This is a genomic window from Lentibacillus amyloliquefaciens, from assembly GCF_001307805.1.
Lineage (GTDB): Bacteria > Bacillota > Bacilli > Bacillales > Amphibacillaceae > Lentibacillus > Lentibacillus amyloliquefaciens.
Map to the genome: position 1 here is coordinate 458,412 of NZ_CP013862.1, position 19,535 is coordinate 477,946.

At 39.9% G+C, this 19,535-nt stretch carries 22 protein-coding genes and 1 pseudogene; all 23 read left to right on the forward strand.

Going from position 1 to position 19,535, the window contains the following annotated elements; genetic code table 11:
* Nucleotides 1–2: 2 nt before the first annotated feature.
* The 23 genes and pseudogenes from AOX59_RS02300 to mobP2 all read left to right on the forward strand — a co-directional run bounded on the left by AOX59_RS02300 (nt 3) and on the right by mobP2 (nt 19,509).
* Nucleotides 3–373, forward strand: a pseudogene (locus AOX59_RS02300) (VOC family protein).
* Nucleotides 374–788: 415 nt separating this feature from the next.
* Nucleotides 789–1,061, forward strand: coding sequence for a TIGR04104 family putative zinc finger protein (locus AOX59_RS20645; RefSeq protein ID WP_418000775.1), 273 nt, complete (start codon nt 789–791; stop codon nt 1,059–1,061).
* A gap of 144 nt (nt 1,062–1,205) precedes the next feature.
* A complete protein-coding gene (locus AOX59_RS02310; RefSeq protein ID WP_068441273.1) occupies nt 1,206–1,523 on the forward strand; it encodes a hypothetical protein in 318 nt (105 codons plus the stop codon).
* A 663-nt stretch (nt 1,524–2,186) separates the two neighbouring features.
* Nucleotides 2,187–2,594, forward strand: coding sequence for a YhjD family protein (locus AOX59_RS02315; RefSeq protein WP_237049350.1), 408 nt, complete (start codon nt 2,187–2,189; stop codon nt 2,592–2,594).
* Nucleotides 2,595–3,014: 420 nt separating this feature from the next.
* Complete coding sequence (locus tag AOX59_RS02320) at nt 3,015–3,317, forward strand: hypothetical protein (RefSeq protein WP_068441280.1); 303 nt, start codon at nt 3,015–3,017, stop codon at nt 3,315–3,317.
* A 5-nt stretch (nt 3,318–3,322) separates the two neighbouring features.
* On the forward strand, nt 3,323–3,556 hold the full coding sequence (locus tag AOX59_RS02325; protein WP_010529064.1) for a pilin: 234 nt from the start codon (nt 3,323–3,325) through the stop codon (nt 3,554–3,556).
* A 14-nt stretch (nt 3,557–3,570) separates the two neighbouring features.
* Nucleotides 3,571–3,756 (forward strand): hypothetical protein, encoded by a 186-nt coding sequence (locus AOX59_RS02330; protein WP_068441283.1) that lies wholly within the window; start codon nt 3,571–3,573, stop codon nt 3,754–3,756.
* A 52-nt stretch (nt 3,757–3,808) separates the two neighbouring features.
* Entirely contained in the window at nt 3,809–4,408 is a 600-nt protein-coding gene (locus AOX59_RS02335; RefSeq protein WP_068441285.1) for a hypothetical protein, read from the forward strand.
* 39 nt (nt 4,409–4,447) lie between these two features.
* Nucleotides 4,448–5,221, forward strand: a complete 774-nt coding sequence (locus AOX59_RS02340) for a hypothetical protein (RefSeq protein ID WP_068441288.1) — start codon at nt 4,448–4,450, stop codon at nt 5,219–5,221.
* Complete coding sequence (locus AOX59_RS02345; protein ID WP_237049351.1) at nt 5,196–6,239, forward strand: toprim domain-containing protein; 1,044 nt, start codon at nt 5,196–5,198, stop codon at nt 6,237–6,239. The genes AOX59_RS02340 and AOX59_RS02345 overlap by 26 nt, the downstream gene beginning before the upstream one ends.
* Nucleotides 6,223–8,505: a VirD4-like conjugal transfer protein, CD1115 family gene (locus tag AOX59_RS02350; protein WP_068441293.1), complete on the forward strand. Its 2,283-nt coding sequence runs from the start codon at nt 6,223–6,225 to the stop codon at nt 8,503–8,505. The genes AOX59_RS02345 and AOX59_RS02350 overlap by 17 nt, the downstream gene beginning before the upstream one ends.
* 21 nt (nt 8,506–8,526) lie before the next feature.
* The gene (locus AOX59_RS02355) at nt 8,527–8,781 is read left to right on the forward strand and encodes a YdbC family protein (RefSeq protein ID WP_068441296.1); all 255 of its coding nucleotides are present in this window, start codon (nt 8,527–8,529) and stop codon (nt 8,779–8,781) included.
* Between the two features lie 48 nt (nt 8,782–8,829).
* Entirely contained in the window at nt 8,830–9,438 is a 609-nt protein-coding gene (locus AOX59_RS02360; RefSeq protein ID WP_082684094.1) for a hypothetical protein, read from the forward strand.
* A gap of 84 nt (nt 9,439–9,522) precedes the next feature.
* Nucleotides 9,523–11,436 (forward strand): pLS20_p028 family conjugation system transmembrane protein, encoded by a 1,914-nt coding sequence (locus AOX59_RS02365; protein WP_068441302.1) that lies wholly within the window; start codon nt 9,523–9,525, stop codon nt 11,434–11,436.
* Complete coding sequence (locus tag AOX59_RS02370) at nt 11,408–11,728, forward strand: DUF5592 family protein (RefSeq protein WP_068441304.1); 321 nt, start codon at nt 11,408–11,410, stop codon at nt 11,726–11,728. Before AOX59_RS02365 ends, AOX59_RS02370 begins: the two co-directional genes overlap by 29 nt.
* Nucleotides 11,729–11,736: 8 nt before the next feature.
* A complete protein-coding gene (locus AOX59_RS02375) occupies nt 11,737–12,375 on the forward strand; it encodes a hypothetical protein (protein WP_068441307.1) in 639 nt (212 codons plus the stop codon).
* A 14-nt stretch (nt 12,376–12,389) separates the two neighbouring features.
* Nucleotides 12,390–14,312 (forward strand): VirB4 family type IV secretion system protein, encoded by a 1,923-nt coding sequence (locus tag AOX59_RS02380; RefSeq protein WP_068441310.1) that lies wholly within the window; start codon nt 12,390–12,392, stop codon nt 14,310–14,312.
* Nucleotides 14,312–14,989, forward strand: a complete 678-nt coding sequence (locus AOX59_RS02385; protein WP_068441314.1) for a hypothetical protein — start codon at nt 14,312–14,314, stop codon at nt 14,987–14,989. The genes AOX59_RS02380 and AOX59_RS02385 overlap by 1 nt, the downstream gene beginning before the upstream one ends.
* Nucleotides 14,986–16,110, forward strand: coding sequence for a M23 family metallopeptidase (locus AOX59_RS02390; RefSeq protein WP_068441317.1), 1,125 nt, complete (start codon nt 14,986–14,988; stop codon nt 16,108–16,110). The genes AOX59_RS02385 and AOX59_RS02390 overlap by 4 nt, the downstream gene beginning before the upstream one ends.
* A 26-nt stretch (nt 16,111–16,136) precedes the next feature.
* Nucleotides 16,137–17,192: a hypothetical protein gene (locus AOX59_RS02395; RefSeq protein WP_068441319.1), complete on the forward strand. Its 1,056-nt coding sequence runs from the start codon at nt 16,137–16,139 to the stop codon at nt 17,190–17,192.
* Nucleotides 17,193–17,474: 282 nt separating this feature from the next.
* Nucleotides 17,475–17,807, forward strand: coding sequence for a hypothetical protein (locus AOX59_RS02400; protein ID WP_068441322.1), 333 nt, complete (start codon nt 17,475–17,477; stop codon nt 17,805–17,807).
* 1 nt (nt 17,808) lies between these two features.
* On the forward strand, nt 17,809–18,261 hold the full coding sequence (locus AOX59_RS02405; RefSeq protein WP_068441324.1) for a hypothetical protein: 453 nt from the start codon (nt 17,809–17,811) through the stop codon (nt 18,259–18,261).
* A gap of 3 nt (nt 18,262–18,264) precedes the next feature.
* A complete protein-coding gene (mobP2, locus tag AOX59_RS02410) occupies nt 18,265–19,509 on the forward strand; it encodes a MobP2 family relaxase (RefSeq protein ID WP_068441327.1) in 1,245 nt (414 codons plus the stop codon).
* The last annotated feature ends 26 nt before the right edge of the window (nt 19,510–19,535 follow it).

Below are 19,535 nucleotides of genomic sequence, written 5' to 3' on the forward strand. Positions count from 1 at the left end.
TATTGTTGTATTCATTTACTGGAATAGATCACGTTCAATTGGCTGCACCAAAAAGAAGCGAAAATGAAGCACGTAGATTTTTTGGCGGTGTTTTGGAATGGAGGAAATCCCTAAGCCCGAAAACTTGGCAAAGCGTGGTGGTGTTTGGTTTAAATGCGGAACTCATCAACTTCATATAGGAATTCAGGAAGATTTTGTTCCTGCTAAAAAAGCACATCCGGCATTCAATGTGGAGAACTTAGAAGGGCTACGGGAGCAGGTAATCGAGCAAGGGATCAAGGTCAAGGAGGATGAACCACTTGAAGGCGCTAAACGTTTTTACGTGGACGCCCCATTCGGTAATCGTCTGGAATTCCTTCAATGGATTAAATAAGACTACCCTTGTGGGAAAAAACTTTGATAAATTACTGAGTGTCCCTTCCCGAAAGTTGTGCCGTTAACGGGCGCCATTCCGGAATAAAGGGTAGCGCCCAAATTGCTATTGTAGGGCCATTTTATTGAATAAGCATACAAAGGGGAGTATATATGTCAAAGTATTTCAAAGGGGAATTTTTGAAACAAAGAATTATTTTAACTGTTATACTCCTAAGCATAATAACACTATCTGAGTACGAATTAATTTCTAATACATTAAATTCATTTTTTGCGGGAGTAGCTCTTATTGTATTTTTTATTGTGGATAGTGATTTGAGAAAAAATGAACCACATTGCTAATCAAACAGGCGCAGTAACCGAATAAGAGTGTATATCAAATATGGACAGATTTTATAGCAAAAGGTAGGTTCATTTTGCAAAGATGCCAAAACTGCAATATGTCTTTTAACTGGCGTGAAATCTATAAGTCATTTTTGCATATGGAATATAAACCAATTGTGTGTGATAACTGTGGTACGAAACATAAAATAAATAATTCTGGCAGATGGACTTTTGTATCACTGACTATTTTGCCAGCAATGTTATTCTCAAATTTCCTATCACCTTTTAATAATATTTTTGCCACGTTAATTGTGGGACTCTCTATATTGATGATTGGTTCTTTTGTTCATACCATTTTTTGTTAGATTTAAAATTGCTTGCGACTAAATTGCCATTAACGGGCGCGATTGTATAAAAGTCATAAGCTTTAATCAAGTACTTGTTATAGTTGATTTTTTATCCTCCATTGCTTATAATGAGAACAAACGTTCTTTTTAGGGGGATTATAAATGAAGATTAAAGATGTAACTGCTAACTGTCAAAACGAAGTAAAAATGGTTAAAATATTTTCGCCTGATGAATCACCAAAGATAAAGGTTTATGATAGTGGATCAACACATTTTTTACACGAAGTCGGCAATAATAGACAGGTTCTCAGCATTTCCTGTAAGCGAGGACACGTAACGGAAAAAGAATGGCTATTTGGTATCAGGGAAATAATGAAGTTAGAACTTGAAGGAGTTGAAATTGAAATTAAACCTAGCGGGGTCGTATTTATTCGTGAAAAGGATGAATCAATGCCCAGAACGGCAGACTGTTATCACTAAGAAGGTGAGTGCATCATGAATCAGGAAATTTGTTAAATCGCCTTCCTCGGAGTATCCAAACTTTTCTAAGTGATTATAAAGTGAACCTTCAAGGTAACAACTAACAATATTGGGATTCGCAAAAAGAAACCTTCCAGAAATACGAAGGGCATTTTTGTGGCATTAATTATGGATGTTTAGAAACAACTTTATTGTCACTAACCTTGGTTATGATATTAAGGTTCGAATTAACATGCAAGCAACCACTTTTTGAAACAGCCGCATTTTTCAACTGGGGAATGCGGCTTCATACTTTTTAAAACACATACCTTAATTGTCACTGACCACCATAATTGATATGTTATAATGTATTTAACAATGGACTGGCTTCATATGAGGGATGGCGCACCGATTCACCTTCTTTGGATACTTCCAAGAAGGGAGGTGCTGCCTATGGACACAAACGATTTAATGCTGATGATTTCTTTCGGCATGTTAATCGCGTTTATTATGTCCGACCATAAAAAATAACCCCTCATATGCTTGGCAGGCGTAAGGGGTTATTCTTCCTACTGCGCCGCCCCTCTTAATGGGGTTCGGTCTATTGTACCGTAGGCGTTGGAGCGTCTACGGTTTTTATTATTGTATGATCTTCTATGTATAGTATACCCGATATTTTCTAAAATGAAAAGAAAAGAAATATTAATGTTAATTAGAGGTGATTTAATGGATACTCAAATGAAAAAACTTGTCCATCAGTTTATTTTACTTCCGCTTGCTATTAGAGTGTTACAACACGATAGAAAGAACTTTTCGGATTTTAAAATGCGTAATGTATATCAGGGCAAGATAGATTCATCCATTACGCAATTACAGCAAGATTTAGCTTCCACTAAAAAGCTTATGTACACGCAATATCATATAGACGTAAAGCAAATCGCACAATGTTCTTATAGATGGTCTAGCAGGCATGATACAGGTGTCATAACGTATACGCCTGGTGAGTTAAAAGAAATGACAAGGGAGGTTATAGAAGTTTATTTATATGGTCGTAAATCAACAGATTTTGAACGTCGAGATGAAGGATGGTAAAGCTCTGTATCACAGAAAGCTTTACTTTTTCTCGAATAATCTTGCCCAAAATCCTTCTTTCTTCGGCAGTGCTCGCTTCAGCTTCAACTCTTGCTCCTTGCTACATTTCATTCATGGTATCTAATGGGAAGGTGAAGAGACTTTTGTCTGGATTAATGAGGTGATTTACAGCATTTTTCAAAGTAAAAATGCGGCTTTACGCTGCTAAAAGTAAATGATTTTAATTGTATCTAACAATAACTTTACGTAAAAGGAAACAAAATGGATACTAAATAGGGTACAAAAAAGATACAAAATGGGTGACAAAATTTCATAAAAACGGTGTTAAATTATTAGTATCAGGAAGTTTATAACTTCCCATTAACCCTTTTCTTTCACGGAAAAGGGTTTTTATTTTGGCTGGATAAGGAGGTGTAAACCGTGTCTAATAATGGATTTGGAAAAGCAATGGATAAGGATCAGGACAAAGACGTTAAGCAGGACGATAAGACGACCACTAAAGATGCTGCTGAAACAACAAAGAAAGAATCATCATCAAAAAGAAGTCGTAGGCCCGTAAAACCTGAAGGATTCAAGGAATTTGAAGCTCTGGCAAAAGGCATTATCGAAGCTGACGGGTCTTCCTATTATGAGTGGCTTCATGAACGACACCAAGACATCATCTTGAATTTTAATGTATCAAACCAGAAACAGATCACGAATGTTGCGAAGAAAGGAGAGTGAGATACATGCAAGATGCGATTCAAACCATACAGAATATTACTGACGGGATTAAGCCAATTGCACCAGTCTTAGCCGGGCTGGTGCTGGTTGTCATTGGGTTATTGTGGACGTTTGCCAAAGATCCGCAGAAAAAGGAAATGTATACGGGGTGGATGGTCAACGTTGCAATCGGCTTTGGCATTGTCTATTTAGCTGCCAGTCTTGTTAGCTGGTTAGGCGGTCGTGTTGTTGGATTTTAAGGAGGTGAAGCATTGTGAGTGTTGAGTACAAATATTTCATAAGCTATCTTTATGAAGATGGCGGCGGCAATGTTGATATAACGTTAGCGGAACCCATTCAATCGATAGATGATATTCGTGGTGTCGAAAAGGCAATCAGTGATGAATTTGACCTGGGCGATTCTGTCACTATCCAAAACTTCATACAATTAAACCATTAATCAAACGGGCGTTCCAATGGATGGAAGCCTTTTTTTATTGAGGAGGATAATCATGCCGACTATACAAGATTTTGAAACAGAATTGGCAAACAAGTACGCTGACTTTCTGTCGGCAAAGGAAAAGGAAATGCTGAATCCTGATCATACAGGCTATCAATGGAAACGACAGAAGCTGGAATCCCTGTATCAAGATACGGTTCTGAAATCAAAGTATCCGAAAGAAAGGCTTCAAAGAATAGAAGATGCGGTGCAAAAAGAACATGATGACGGGGTGAATCAATCAGAGCAATTTAAGCAGGCTTATAAACAAAACGTACTGGAAAAGCTGCAGCCCACAAAGGAAGAAACCCATTATAAGGATGCTTATAAGCAACACGTGTTGGACGCTCTAGATAAACAACCGGATGAAAAGGAAGCATCATCTGAAGATGTTCAAAAAAGAAATCAAGAGATGGCGGCATTTGAAGAAAAACATGGTTATGAGAAAGTCTATGAGCTCAAACGAGAGGTGTTGGATGACATAAAAGAGATGGACTTAACGCCGGTAAAAAAGGAGAAGTTAAGCCAGATTGAAAAGGATTTGGAAAACGAGAAGGAGATGAAACTGGGGAAGAAGCAAAACAAGGCGCATGAACAAGAGATGGACATGTAGGGCTTCCGATCAGGGAGTCCTTTTTTGGAGGTGATATGAATGAGAATGAAAGATAAACTGCTTGTCAATGTTAAAGCTGTTAAACCGGGAGATAACGCATTTGAGGCATTCAAAAAACGGTTTTTTACCGTCATGGGCGATCAACTAGACATGACGGATGACCAATTAAGACAAATCTATAATGGTATGTCACCTTATATTGACACGAGTATTTATGCGGAAATGGAAGAGGTTCTGGCAGCGATACGAAATGCTTATCATGCGCTTGTGAATTGGGTGACAAAAGAGATAGCGAAAGCATCTGATAAACACGGGGACCAATCATACAAGCACTCAGGCGTTCGAACATTGGGAAGTCATAAGTCATTTTCAAAGCATAAACAGCCGAATCACTCGGTTACGGAAGAAAAACAAAACAAAGATGAATCATCCAAGCAAGACGCTATTCAACGCTATATGAACGATGAAAAATCGTTCAATTGGTTTGTAACACATGTCGTTACGAATTATCAATCGCTCCCCAAACAGAGGATTGATATATTGGTGTTCAAACATGGAGGCTATCAGCATTTGGAACTGACGTTATTTGGTGAGTCCTTCATACAACAACACGGATTTAGAAAAGCCTATCATCTTCATAATGAATTAATGAAGGCATTTCACACGACTTTCGATGACTTATTAGCTAAGGGAACAGTCCTGAAATCAGATCAATCCATTGAAGAACTAGTCCTTGTACCCGTTTTAGAGCGGTTTGAAGCTAAAATAGCTGTCAAAGTAGGTGACGATGATGAGCAAGCTGAATCCTTATAAGAAACTTGTTTTTCAAAATATCGAAAATGCTTTAAGTGATTTGAATGCTGAAGATAAAGGCCGTTATTTTATCTGCAACTGCCCGGAATGCAACCAGCATGAAGCGTTCATGTACAAAAATAACAAGCATTTCATCCAGTGCAACCGGGAAAACCATTGCGGCTCACGGATGATGCTTGAATTCCATGAAAAAGGGAATATGTCTGCTTATGAACAAAACATGGCAAAACAATATCCCGACTTAACGACAGAACAACGGCAGTCCTTGGATTGGTCAAACCGTGTGTTTTCATATGCGAAAAACTATTTTAACAGTGAGGCATTGGATAATGGTTACCGCGGCCTGTCAAAACAGACAACACGTGGTTTTGTAGCTGACTTACAACATGAAAATATCGTGCAGCATGTTTTTCAAAAAGCCGAACCCTTATTGAACAAAGATTATTCCGATAATAGCTGGATGTGCAAACGAAACTTAATTTTCCCATTGTACGGCGAAGACAATACGTTGGACCGTGTTTTACTCCGTTCCAGCATCGATGAAAACCTTGATCCCAAGGAAATACAGCTTATTTTCAATCCCTCCAAAGAAACGAGGGATTTTTTTATGGACATTCCGCAGGATACCGACAATGTGGTGGTGAGTGAATCCATCCTGGATGCTTTATCCTTTCGTGAGATTGATGAAAATGTTGGCATCATGGCTCTAACAGGCGCAACCAAAACGAGACAGGTCAAAGAATACTTGGCAGAACACAAAGACCAGTTTGCGGATAAACACCTTTTAATTGCCATGGATGATGATCAGGCTGGCTGGAAGGCGACAAGGGATATCGTGAACACCATTGAAGAGGAAGGCATCGGTGAAAATTGGTCTGTTTTTGACTATACGTCAGAAACGAAAGACGCCAATGAAAATCTACAACAAAACCGCAAAGCATTCACGAAAACGTATAACCAAATGGCAGCACGTACGAAGCAACATGAAAGGGTGATGGCCATTGAACACGAACCATAAGCCACTAACCGAACGCTTAAGTAATTGGCAGTTCATAGTGCCTTTCATACTGCTTATCGTTATATTGGGATTTTTTCTGGCAAACTTTCTATTACACTTTTTCCAACAAGTGCTGCATTTGATTGAGGGATTTGCCAACAATCCGGAACAAGTCAACTTGAATACATTCTCAGTCGATTGGCAATACGTATTCATATTTCAAAGAGAATGGCTTGAGTTTTACGTGGGCTTCTATATCGTTATAGGGATTAGTCTTCTGAAACTCTTATACAATATCAAAATGAACTATCAAACCATTAACCGTGGGCAACATGGCACGAATGCATTTGAATCCGTGAAGAACATGAAGAAACAGTATCAGATTATTCCGGCATCCAAAACGGAATACGACGGAAAAGGCGGCACGATTATTGGCGGATTGCAGGAAACAGGTAAACCATACCGGCTCCTGCTAGATGACGCCCCAGTTCATACGATGGTCATTGGGATTACGCGTTCCGGTAAAGGTGAGACATTTGTTGTGCCAATGATTGATGTCCAAAGCAGGGCGAAAGAGAAACCCTCCATGGTGATTAATGACCCGAAAGGAGAACTGGCCGGGGCATCCTATGAGACGCTGAAAAAACGTGGTTATGCTGTCTATGTATTTAATTTGATCGAGCATGCGATGAGTATGGGATTCAATCCCCTGCAGTTAGTCATTGATTCATGGAAACAGGGCAGGGTAAGTGATGCGCAAAAATATGCCAATAGTGTGGCATTCAGTTTGTATCATAATCCAAACGCTAAAGATCCGTTCTGGTCAAACAGTGCAAAATCCCTTGTCACGGCTATTATTTTAGCGTTAACGGAGGACATGGTGAAAATTGGTAAAGAAGAACGGGTCACCATGTACTCTGTTGCCAATTTCCTTTCCAGCAAGGGCAGTGAAACAGATGAAGAAGAGAATAATGTGTTGGACGAATTCTTCCAGGCACGGGATGAGAATAATCCGGCACGGTTAATGTATGCCACCAGTAATTTTTCCACCGGCAATACACGCGGCAGTATCTTCAGTGTTGCCATGGATAAACTGCAAATCTTTACGCTTGAACCGAACGCGAAAGTAACCGGCCATAACAGTTTGGATTTAACAGAAATCGGGTTTGGCGACAGACCAGTAGCTGTTTTTTTAGCAACGCCGGATTCGGACAAGTCAAATGATGTATTGGCCAGTATTTTTGTTAGTCAGTTGTACCGTGTCAACTCGGAAAAGGCAACCAAAAGTAAGAATGGCAAAATGAAACGGCATGTGCAATTCATCCTGGATGAGTTTGGAAATATGCCGGCAATCGATGGCATGGCAAGTATGGTAACAGTCGGTGCCGGACGCGGCTTCAGGTATCATTTAGTTGTTCAAGCCTATTCCCAGGTGAAATCGGCTTATGGTGAAGAATCGGATACGATAATTGGCAACTGTTCCAATCAGATCTATATCCTCACCGAAGATAAGAGTACAGCCGAACATTATTCGAGTATGCTTGGGGCCAAAACAATTACCGATATCAGTCGCAGTGGTGATTACCATTCATTCGATAAGTCGCACAGCGAATCGACAAAAGAACGCTCGCTTTTAACGTCTGATGAACTGATGCGGTTAAAAGAAGGTCAGTCCGTTTTGATACGTGTGAATAAACGGCAGGATAAGAACCGAAAAAAGATCGAGCCAAAACCGATCTTTAATCAGGACCAAACCAGTCACAAATTCCGTTATCAGTATTTGGCTGATGACTTTGATACAGACCATTCCGTCATGATGCTCCCAATTATGTCTGAGACGTATCATGATATGGACTTGAACAGTATGGTTTATTCGGCTAAATCAAACGATGACCTGTTTCTACGAATGGCCGACGTTATGACAGACAAGGAATTTGAACGATTTAAACGGCATATCTTACAAATCGAACAAAGTCAGGGTGAAATAGATGAAGTAAGAACCAAAACATTACTTCAAGAAGTGGATCACTGGTCATTTCTCCATTATGTGAGTTTCATTGTCCATCATCCCCATTTTTCAAGAATACACTTAAAAGTACTGGCAGCATTACAGGATTATCTGCCGGATGACGTGATGCAAACGTGGCAGGATAAAGCAATGAAACGAATTGAAGAGCAAGTTAATCAAAATGAGAAAGCCAGTCAGGCAGCCGAACAACAGTCATCAGATGAACAGTCCAATGGTGATCAGGAAGCTGAAAAACTACGGGAACAGGCACTATATTAAAAGGGAAAGGAGCGAGCAATCGTGAAAGAAACAAAATATCGTGTCGATTGGGATATAATCGAAGAAATTGCCGTATTGTATGAAAGTCAGGCAGGCTGGACAAAAGAACTTAACATTATTAGCTGGAATGGCGATGAACCAAAATATGATGTGAGGTGGTGGAATCCGGATAAAACGAGGCTGGGCAAAGGTTTTACCTTTACAGCTGATGAGCTAAGTAAGCTAAAAACGATACTAGATATAAAATTACCGGATGATTCGGATAGGACAAGATAATCATTTCAAGTGTCAAAAAGGACTGTTATACTGTTGTTAAAAGGTTGTATGGGAGATGATGGTAACTGTATGCGGAAACGAAGGCTATTAACGCTGATACTATTATCTGTTTTGCTAGTTTTAAGTGCCTGTGGCGGAAGTGACAGTGCTGCAGAAGATAATAACGATGAAACGACAGAAACACCAAAAGCTGGATTGAATGAAACGACATTAGATGATGTGATTGCGAAAAAGGATAATAACGAAGCATTTTACGTTTTGATTTATGATGCGCAACAAGAATATGTAAAAAACACGAAATTGCTTGAAGCCTATGATAAAGCTCTAAAAGAAGAGGATATGACGGCATTTCATGTGAATCTTAATACGCTTGATGATGAACAAAAGCAAAAAGTTGACGCCATAAGTGAAGAGTATAGTAATCGGACGTCAGGCCATAATCCTTTTGAAGATGGTGGAATGGCTGTTGTTCATAGTGGACAGATTAATTCAGCTTTTGAGTACTTTGGAAAATCATGGTTTTTGAATATGGTTATTGAAGAAGCCGATACAGGAGATAAAACATTTCTGGATGATGACTTATACAGCGATGTAAAAAAAGGGGCTCAACAAAATATGGATTATGTGAAAAAGGATGGTATAAATTTAACGTATTAAATCAATGCCATAGATATCATTCGGGAACTTACCTAATTCTAGGTGAGTTCTTTTTTTATGACAAAAGGGAGGTGAAGGATTTAAATGGGTGATGATTTGAAAAAGCTTTATGAAGATTTAGCCACTATTTTGGATGTGAGCAGTGGATGGCTTTATGATGACCTCATACGGAACATTTTATGGGGGATTATTCAAGCGCTAGTTTGGATTAACAATTGGATCGAAGGTGTCGCAACGGATGTTGTCACACTTGGCGGTGTGTATGATAATCCAGCCATGAATCGCTTTATCGAAACGATTCAGCCCTATGTGTTTGGCATGTTTGTTGTCACACTAACCGTTGTAGGCTTTCAGTTTATGCTGAATAAAATTGAAAAGCGAAATGAAGTGCTGATGAATGTTTTAATTGCAGTGAGTGTCATCGTCATCCTGCCAAATCTCATGAATATGATGGATAATTTGTTGAACGAAGGCATAGCCGCATTAGATGAACCTGGAACACTGTCCGATAACGTTCTTAAACGGAATATCGCTGATGTTATGTATTACGTTGATAGTGATTTCAATTATACCAGTGGAAGTAATGAAGAGACTGTGACGGGTAATGAAAATTTGCTTCCGCATCCACCAGATCCCCAAAATAAAGATATCGGGACAACGAATTATACCTACGGAAATGAATTAGAAAATCCTGATTCAATAGAGGTAAATGAGAAACTTGATATTTATGAGGATGAAGGTTGGTTTAGCTGGACCACAGAACCTTGGGTGGAGAACTTAACTGAGAGAGAAAAGAACTTTTTAAAAAACCGCCTTATTTCAACAGGTGACGGTGGAACAAGGATAGTTGACTTAAACACAAACACAGTACCAGCTACCAACCTGGGGCAACAAAGCTACTACAGGTATCATGTCAACTGGGGTATTGCTATAGCCACATTGGCCGTGACAGCCTTTGCATTAGTCATCACAACTATCAAAATTGGGCGTGCGATGTTTGACTTGGCTTTCCATCAGTTATTTGCCATGTTTACGGCAGCAACAGATTTAACAGGCGGACAACGCTTGAAAAAAGTGCTCGTGGAGATTGCCAGTACATTTGCGGTCATTTTTGTGATGATGGTGCTGTTACGGATGTTCATTATTTATGCGCAATGGGCGAATGATATGGAACAACATATTGGCATTATCGGTACCATTTTGTTACTGATTGCTGGTGCCTGGGCGTTAATTGATGCGCCTGACATCGTGCAACGGTTTTTGGGTATTGATGCCGGACTGCGTTCTGGCTGGCAGGCCATGATGGGCGGTTATGCTGCCGGTCGTATGGTTGGTGCAGGTGGCAAAATGACAGCCGAAGCTGGTGGTAAAGCACTTAAAGCAGGTGGCAAACTTGGCGGCGGTGCGGTTGCTGGTGGTGCCGGCATGACACGGGCATTGAAAAATAACAGCCATGTGAAACCAATGCCGTCTCATCGACAAGCTGAAACACCACGTCAAGAAGGCAGGTTTTCAACAAACACGCTGAATGGAAATGCGCCACGTTATGAAAACAACGGGGGAAGTACTGTCGGAAAAGGACAACCAGCACAGGAAGCTCGACCGTCCGTCAATTCGATGCCAAGACAAGGTCAACAATCGGCCAGTATTAGTTCCGATCATTCAGGTGGTGTCACACCATCATCTGTTCATGGCGGACAACAGCAGGCATCAACTAGTCCTGTCAATATTCCAACATCACCAAAGATGACGAATCAGCCAAGTGCGGGAGCTTCAGATGGCCATATCCATCCAAAACCAAAACATACCTTGTTTGGTGGGAATCGTACGGTGCAGCGAGCCAGTCATTTTCTAACACGGGCGCATAACACCGGTTATGATGCCGGTCAAAAAATGAATCAGGTTCGTGGAAGTATCAATCAAAAGGATGTGCAAAAGCCAAAAGACATGCAAAAGGGGCTGAGAGACCATGACATACGAGATTCCGAAAGAGATTAAGGCAAAACCGAAAATTTTAGGGTTGGAAATGCGGGAGCTAGTCATTCTATTGATTAGCTCTCTTTTAGTGTTAACGATCTTGCGGGATTTGGTTCATAGTGTTTTTATGATTCCGTATTTTGTGGCCGTGATAGGCTTCATGATTTACCTGTTTATACCATCCGGCCACAATCCGAAAAAAAGACATTATGAATCACTCATTCTATTTTTTCGCCATAAAAAGGCTGTTTACCATGCGATGGATAAACACAAGCAGGAAAATCGTCAATTGCGGGTAACGGAAGGAGGTTGACAGTCAACATGAACCAAGAAGACAAGGTGACTTACGGTGAATCTAATAATAAACAGACGAAACGAAGGCAATGGGCAACTAAAATCAAGAGGATTTTTAAAATGAAACAAGATGACAAGACAACGTCAGGGAAGAATAAAGTAAAAATGTTGAGACAAACGCTGGAGATACTACCGTTTGTGCAAATTCATAATGACCATATTCTTTTGAAGAATGGCGTAATGGATATTCTCCAGATTCAAACGAAAAACATTCATGCTTTGAACGATACTGATTTGAATGTTTTATTGATGAACCGAACCCGTTTTTTACGAAGTTATTTCAGGTCCTATAAAGAGATCATTTTAAACTTTCCAGCGAATACGGAAGCCCAGCGCACGTATTGGTTGAAGAAACGCGAACAGACAACCAGTCCTATTCGATTGGAATATATCGACCAAAAATTACTTGAGTTTGATTTCTTGGAGCGTGAACGTTCGAACCGTGAGTTTTTTATTTTTGTGTATGCCGACGATAAACAGGAACTGACTGACCGAAAAAATGATGCCATGCAAGGGATGCAACAGGCTTTTCCATTGACAGAATTAACACGAACGAAAAAGGAACAGATTCTGTTTCTATTAAACAATCAAAATACGAAATTATAGAAAGGATGGATACCATGCAGATGAAACAATCAGGCAAACCGAAAGCACCTGAACTGGATAAAAGTTTTCTAACATCGATACAACCACAAGGCGGCATTCGTTTTAAAGACAAAACCATCAAAAAAGGAGATGGCTATGAAGCGTGTATTCATGTTTTTGAATACCCGTCCAGCGTTGATGTGTTGTGGTTGGACAAAATCATGGCCATGTATGATGTGACTGTTGTAACAGACGTGGCAACAATGAATCAGGATGAAACGGTGAGTGCGATTAATAAAAGCATGGTGGAACAGGATGTGCGGTTCAGAAGCTCCAAGCATGAATCTGAACGGATGGATGCGCAACGTGGTTATCAGGAGATGGAAGATCTGTATCGCCAGATTAGTGAAATGGGAGAGGTCATTAAGTTACTTCATATTCGCTTGTTTGTGGCATCACCAACTGTATGGGAATTGGAAAAGAAAGTGGAACGGACCATGTCCAAATTACAATCATTCGGGTTTAAAGGCCAAATCTTTTTGAATGAAACTTACTGGGAATGGCAGTCTTTATTCCTTCCCTATGAACAGCAGCTGGCATTTCCAAACAAACGGGAAGGAAAAGGAATGCCGGCCGTGACACTCGCATCAGGCTTGCCTTATCATTTCTCGGAATTAAATGATCGAACCGGCAGTTACTTAGGGACATCATTTACCGGAGGGAATGTGCTGTTTGATCTCTTTCATAAGGATAAAATGAGACGCTTTTTTAATGCGGTGGTTGTCGGAAAAATGGGTGCCGGTAAGTCAACCACGCTAAAGAAATTATTGATGGATAATGAAGCACGTGGCAATTTTATTCGAGGCTTTGATGTAACCGGTGAATTTAAGACACTTGTTCAGTCCGTGAATGGACACACGATTAGTCTTGATGGCAGCGATGGCGTCATCAATCCACTGCAAATCTTTCGTACAGAAGAAAATAGCAATTTGGAAAGGAATGAAGAAATCAGTTTTATGCAGCACATATCAAAGGTGGCAACCTTTTATATGTTTCTAGCTGGTAATCCGTCCTCTGAAGAAATAGAGGAATTTAAAAAGATGCTGCGTCTTTTTTATGATTCACTCGGGTTCACGGATAAAATTCATACAACAGGTATTACGTCACTAGCTAATGAGGAATACCCCATTTTCAGTGACTTTTTAATGTTCATTCGTGATCAACTCTATGACAATACTGAGAAGCGCATCATTCGTTCAGAACTATCATCCACAAGAGTTAAGCGACTCGAAAAAATTGAATTGGTGATCGATAATCTGGTAAACAGTTTTGCTTATTTATTTAATGGCCATACAACGATTCCTGACATTACAGATGAACAGGTTATTTTCTTTTCAATTCGTAATTTAACAGGACTCGAAAAAGGTGTGTTCAACGCTCAAATGTTTAATACGCTGAACTTGATTTGGGATAACTTGATACAGGTTGGATCGTTGCAAAAACAGAAAATGTATGACGATGAAGCGTTCGATGTCGATGAAGCGACACGCTTTTTGGTCATGATTGATGAAGCTCATCGACTGGTCAACTCGGAAAATATGTTGGCGGTGAAGTTTTTGACGGACTTTGCACGTGAAGCAAGGAAGTATTTCGGGGGACTCATCCTGGCCAGCCAATCGATCCGTGATTTTGTGCCTGACCATTCCGACACGGACACGGTCACCAAAATACGGACATTATTTGAACTGACCCAATATAAATTTGTGATGCAGCAGGATTCCAATTCATTAGATACGTTGCGGACCGTTTTTGAAGGACAGCTGACGGATAGTGAGCTAGAACATGTCCCGCAATTACAACAAGGGGAATGTTTATTAAGTATTAGTGGTGTTGGCAATTTAATGCTCTCCATTGAAGCATCTGACGAAGAATTGCAATTGTTTGAGGGTGGTTTGTGATGGAAAAACGAATTCTTTATAAGTTTACATTCCTCATCATCGTTGCTCTGTTAATCATAGCCATGTATGTCTGGAAATGGTCAACTGATGATGCAGAGCAGCAAAAACCAGAAGATTTATTCGATGCATCACAGCATGAAACAGAGCAACTACCAGCACTTCAGGAAGAAAAAATTGATGAAGTATTAGGTACTAAACCTAATTCAAATGCAGATGAAACACAAAATGACACAGAAGATAAGGTTAACCAGCAAACGACTGAAGATCAACATGAAACCACCTATCAAAAACAATTCGGTGAGAAAGCAGTCACCACTGCAAAGGAGCAAGCGAAAGAAGGGCTTGCTCTTTATTTAGCTCAAATCACCGACTGGGATAAATGGGACGGGGTTGTAACAAACTCATTTCTGGAAGAAATCAAACAAGCTATTCCAGCAGTGAAGGAAGCAAATGTTGAACGGGGTATTGAATCCATTGAGCTGTTTGCTTCAGATACGTCACAGTCCAACAATATGGTATTCGGGGCATTTGCCACATGGCATGTCACATCAAATGGACGTGTAACCAATCAGCGAACGCAGCTTTTTTACCTGACCATGGTGCAACAAAACGATCAATGGCTGGTGAACAACTTGGTAACCCCTGATGAAGGCATGGAAGGGAAGAAGGATAAATGAAACATATTTGGGGTGCCGTAAAAGCCATTGGTAAGAAAAAAGCGATTGGATGGATAATTGGTCTTGTTGCAGCGAATATCATTCCCATAATGATTGGTTTAGTCTTAATGACCATCATGTTTGCGATCATCGGCGCATTAGGTGGGAGCGTTGACGAACAACAATCGAAACAAAACAATCCATCTGCCGGTTATGTATGCTCGGCAACAGGTGACATTAATCAAGAAAAATGGACGTCTGTTTTTCAGAACAAAGAACGTTCCGGTGCCTTAAAAGGTCATGGTGATGACATCATTAACCTGTCCGAAAAACGAGGCATTGATCCAGTCTTGTTTGCATCCATTGCCATGCATGAGACAGCCTGGGGAACATCAAATGCGGTTCAACAAAAAAATAACCCCGGCGGATTGATGAATCCTGACGGAAGTGGCCTATTTCAGTTTTCAACCTTAAAAGACGGATTAGAGTCCATGTCCCAAACATTATATAACCGTATCAAAGTTGATGGCCTGGTGACGATTGAACAATTAGGAAGTGTCTATGCACCGGTTGGTGCTGCAAATGACCCAAACAATTTAAACGAACATTGGGTGCCAACAACGAAAGAGATCGCCCAAAAGCTGGGCGGATTAACGATGAATTGTGAACCATCTGACCAACCAAACATGGAACTCGTTGGTGATAAATCATGGATATCATCACATACGAAAAGTATTACATCTGGCTTTGGTAATCGAAGTTGTGGTGGTTGTTCGTCATTTCATGCTGGCATAGATGTCGCATCCAGTGGTATTCGAGGAGCGCCGATCACAGCATTTGCGGATGGTGAAATTGTTATCAGTAAAGCAAACGGCACGACATTCCAATCAAGCAGCAGCAACATGGGAACAGGATATGGCTGGTATGTGGAAATTAAACATGACGACGGTTTAAGGACACGATATGGACACATGATGGAAAAAGGAAAGCCGGTGGGAACCAAAGTTAAAGCAGGTGATGTCATTGGGAAAGTTGGTTCAACGGGTGCATCAACCGGCGCTCATTTACATTTTGAAGTGATCATAAATGGCGAAAAAGTTGATCCGATGCCATACGTTAAGTCATTTTTAACCGGTGCATAGTAACCAAGGAAGGGCGTGATGACCAGTTGAAAAATAAATTGAATCGTGGACGTGAAAACAAAGTCTATATCAGTCTATTGCTTATCGCCGGGCTTGCGTTTGGCGTTTTTTTTACGTCTAAAACGTGGATGTATGACGACAGTGTGATTGCCCAAACAGCATTTAATGAATCAATTGGCGGACTTAGTCAAACGACATTAACGCTCCGTGACTGGGAATATAACCCGAATAATGAATTGATGGAAGTGACATTGGAACGTAACCATACCGGCACAGATGCTGTCGAACCGACATTTTCGTTTTATGCAAAAGAACAAAATGAGAGTCAAAAATACAATGCAGAATTGGTGTACCAATCCGACAATAATATGGTTGTTCAGATTGAAAATGTCCCTGAATCCTTTCAAGTGATCGGGTTATTCGTGACGGAACATCGTGATCAAAACATCTTGAAACAAGCGTACAAAAAACAGTTGGAAAATAAAGGTGGTGAAACAACGGTGACCGATCAAGACATCAAAGAATCAGATTTACCTGAGCCGGAAGAAGTCATTATCGTTGGTGATTATCGAAAAATTGATATCAATCAGTCTTTGGTGACGAAAACTGATAAGGGATATAAGAAAGAAAATATTATAGCTGATATGGAACGCACGAAACAAGAAATTACTACTATTATTGAGGAGGATATACCATTTCAGGAAGATCTGATTACGACACTTAAAGAAGAGAAACAATCATTGAAACAAGACATGGCCTTCGAAACAAATGAGGAACAAGCTGACACAGAACGGGAGATTGAACAAAAGGATAAAGCCATCGAAGATGCGAAAGGTGAAATCGAAAAACTGAAGAAAAAGGTGAAGGATCTCCGGGATAAATATCAAAATCGTGAAGAAAAACTGAATACTTTAACGCAAAATAAGAATGACAATAAGCAACAAGAAAATGACAAAGTGGATGCCGATAATGCGAAAAGTAATCAACAAGATGCGAACAAAAACAAACAAGATAAGAACAATAGTAGCTCCAACAAGTCATCCAATGATAAGGAAAAATCCAACGAAAAGAATGATTATTAAGTGATGAAAGTGTACGCCAAATGTACGCCAGCAAGGGCGCCAAGTGTACGCCATAAACTAAAAATATGACATGCACGGAAAAACTAGGCTCTGCCTAGTCCATCACGTTATGTGATGGCATTTTCCCCTTATCCTGTTCAACACTCCTTGGCTTGAAGTAGAGCATTTACTACTACACTGGTGCCTGGAAAAGTGGTGCTCATGATGGAACGAAAATAAAAGATAAAAATGCAGCTGCTGTGCAAACTGAGAGGACCAAAAGAATGGAAAGGATGATGACAAATGGACTTAAAAATTCGTGATGTAGATGCAGGAGCCATGCAAGTATTAAAGGAAGTTGCAAGCAAACAAAACGTGTCACGGAATGAATTATTAAAGCGACACCTGGAAGATTTAGCGCAGTTTCAAGGCATTAAAAGCGCTGAAAAAGATTTAGATTTAACATTACGTAGCGTAGGTGATGCCCTAGAAATTACGTACAAACGGCTCCATCAATTAGAAAAACAATCCATGAAAATGTATTTGTTGTTAGCCACTGTGTTAGACATTGACCCTGAAGAAACAGATGACTATTTGGAAAACATGTTTAATGTAAATGTAAAGGAGATGAATTAATTTGCGTACTACAAAACAACGTTTGCATGTTCGATTGGCGCCAGACATTGTTGAAAAGATACAGACCATTGCAAATGAAAAGCATGTATCTCAAACCGATGCCATTACAGAAGCAATTGATCATTACTTTGCAGAACGAGATGAAAAATATGTTGTGTTTCAAAACATGATCTCGGAATTAATGGATGAAAAGTTCGCAGCTCTGCAAGAAAAGCTCCATCGTATTCAGGTTACCGGCAATGTGATTGATCGTGATACCAAAATTCTTCTAGAGTTTATGAACCATTATTATTTGATTAATGAATTCAACGATTTGATTACGACTGAAAAATATAAAACAAATGGGATGCAGCAAGCAGAAGACTTAATTCAAAAACGTATCCATAAACATCGACAAAAGAAACTTGATTATGAAAAACGAAAAGCACAAAAGCATCAGGAAAGTGAGGCTTAAAATATGAACAGTCCTGCGGTTGTGTTACGAAGCAAATTTGTCACACCTGGGTCCAATGCGTTTAACGATTATATCAATTATATCGATCGGGAAGATGCCAAACGTCATATCCATGTTAATGAATCATCCAAGGAAACGGATAATTTTTATATTTTTCATGACTTCATGGATTATATGGATGATGAAGCAAAGCAAGGTCAATTGTTCACAAGCGATAACGATCAGTTAAATCAGAATGACAAGAAACTCTTGAAGCAGCAATTTCAAAAAGCACAACAAAATGAATCACCCATGTGGCAGGATGTCATTAGTTTTGATAATGAGTGGTTGGCAAAGCAAGGGCTTTATCATCCAGCAACCCATACGGTTGATGAAGTGAGCATGCGGAAGGTTGTCCGTGAAACAATGCATACGGTGTTGCAGGCAGAGGGCATGGAAAAATCGGCTATATGGACAGCATCGTTACACTACAATACGGACAATATTCACGTCCATATTGCTTCAACGGAAGCACATCCAACACGTGAGAAATTGAATGTTTTCGATAAGGAAACCCAAACATGGCATGAAGAATATCGTGCCAAACGTAAACCAAAGACACTGGATAAAATGAAATCCAAAGTGGCGAACATGATACTGGATCGAACGAAAGAACGCAATAAAGTTGATGACCTTGTTCGTGGTACCGTTCATCATAAAAAAGAAAATGGTATTTCCTTGTCTGCTTATCGCAAAACAAAAGAATTGTTTCAAGAAGCAATGGAGCATCTTCCATCGGATAAAAGACAATGGCAATATGGCTACCAATCGATTAATGATGCAAGACCGTATATTGATGAGGTTACGAATATTTATCTGCAGCAATTTCATGTAGAAGACATGAAACAGTTGCACCAACAATTGAATGAGGAAGTAAATGTGATGAAAGAAATGTATGGAGAGGGGAGTGATTACGACCAATATAAACAAACGAAATTGGATGATCTGAAGAAGCGTATGGGGAATGCAGTGCTGGTTGAGATGCGCGAGCATGATAAAGCGCAAAACGATAAATTGTTTCATCCGAAACAATTCAATAGATTCTATTCACTTTCAGCTCAAGAGGCATTTGCTGATCGACATCATACTGTTTATGCGTTCAATGCTTCCATGATGAAGTTAAGTAAAGCCATGCGTCGAACCTTTCATGACTATCAAAAAGACCGTAATTTGCAGGAGTTTGACCGTATCATGGATGGCTATGAATAAACAAAAAGGTGGTGGTATGAATGGAT